2 protein-coding genes and 1 pseudogene are annotated in these 1,564 nt (G+C 52.7%); all 3 read right to left on the bottom strand.

Annotated elements, in window-relative coordinates:
* Nucleotides 1-132: 132 nt before the first annotated feature.
* Nucleotides 133-738 (bottom strand): RND transporter family protein, encoded by a 606-nt coding sequence (locus PFRI_RS19165; protein WP_072632310.1) that lies wholly within the window; start codon nt 736-738, stop codon nt 133-135.
* Between the two features lie 2 nt (nt 739-740).
* Entirely contained in the window at nt 741-1,238 is a 498-nt protein-coding gene (locus PFRI_RS19170) for an isoprenylcysteine carboxyl methyltransferase family protein (RefSeq protein ID WP_072632311.1), read from the bottom strand.
* A pseudogene (locus tag PFRI_RS19175) lies at nt 1,238-1,564 on the bottom strand (hypothetical protein); the annotation flags it as partial. The pseudogene PFRI_RS19175 and the gene PFRI_RS19170, both read right to left, overlap by 1 nt.

A 1,564-nucleotide genomic window follows, 5' to 3' on the forward strand; every position in this document is an offset into this window, starting at 1 on the left:
CGGATCATGCGGTTAGCTGAATCGTTCTACGGTCAGACGTCAACCCGTCAAAAGTCGGGTGCTCGAGGACTCTGTGTATAAGCGGATCAAATCAGACTTAAGACCTGTGACGATCTCGTGGCTGATAGCCTCTTAGCCCGTCACGCGCGCGGAGATATGCGGTGCCACAGCAGCATCCACTTCAGCCCGAAGCTCAGGCAAGATCGTTCCAATCTCAGCAACATTGAGATCAACACGAACCCCGATAAGCAGCGCTGTTTGCGATCCGTTTAGAAACGTCGGCAATCCAGTGCCAAGCGCACGAAATCGCGCGAGGTCGTCGCCGTATGTATCAGAAATCTCTGTGCCAAAAACGGGCGCGCCCTTTGGGGCGGTGGCACTTGGCGAAAACCGCAATGCAAAGGGCGAAACAACACTTTTAACCCCTTCCAAAAACTCCAAATCGAGCGCAAGATCACGCAGCTCAGACATGGCTTGAGCCGTGAAAGCGCGTTCAGATTGAAGATGAACCAGAACGGTACTCACATCAGAGCCTTGCTGCGCACGATAGCTCAACTGCGCGCGCGACACCTCACTATCGCTAAAAAACGCGCGGTGAATATCGTTTTCAAAACGCAAGTTTGGCAAGCTTGCAGCGATCACAATAACCAATGCTATCAACACAGCAGCCGCAATCTTTGGCCATCTCAGAACCAGCAGACCAATCCGCTCAGCACCAAACCCAATTCCGAGCGCCATACCTATTTAGTCCGCAATTCTGCGAGCGCTTTATCTTCTACACCGATGCGCACGTAGAGCATCGCGGCGTTCAGCACAGTGAAGATCGCAGCGACCCAAAACAGACCCAAAACCATTGGGGCGACAATAATTTCAGCGACCACCAAAGTATAATTCGGATGCTTCAGATATTTGAACGGTCCAGCAACGACCAAAGGTTCAGGCAAGATAATCACCCGCGTCGTCCAACGTGCGCCAAGCGTACCAAGGATCCAAATACGCAACACTTGCAGCACCGCAAAAAGAGCAAGCCAGCCATATGACACGCTCTCACCATAGCCCAAGAACAACAGACACGCGATCCACAGACTGTGCATTCCAACCATCACGGGGTAGTGTTCTGCACCAACTTCATAAGCACCTTTTTCCAGCAATCGCGCGGTATTGCGCTTGGCAATCACCAACTCGCTGAGGCGCTGCACAATGATGAAGCTGAGAAAAAGAAGCGTCGCGGTTTCCATTATTTTGCCCCTTCTGAGACACGAAGAGGGAGATAAGATGCAGTGAAACCGGGGCCAAGCGCGCAGGCCATCATTTGCCCGCTGGTGCCACTTTCAAGCACTTTCTTAAGCACAAACAACACCGTGGGCGCGGACATATTGCCTGCCTCACGCAATGTCGCGCGCTCAGCGTCTAAACTGCCGTCAGGCAATTCCATCGCTTGTTCGATCGCGTCGACAACTTTCGCACCACCAGGATGACACACGTATACACAGAGTCCTCGAGCACCCGACTTTTGACGGGTTGACGTCTGACCGTAGAACGATTCAGCTAACCGCATGATCCG

The organism is Planktotalea frisia, assembly GCF_001890925.1.
Taxonomy (GTDB): domain Bacteria; phylum Pseudomonadota; class Alphaproteobacteria; order Rhodobacterales; family Rhodobacteraceae; genus Planktotalea; species Planktotalea frisia.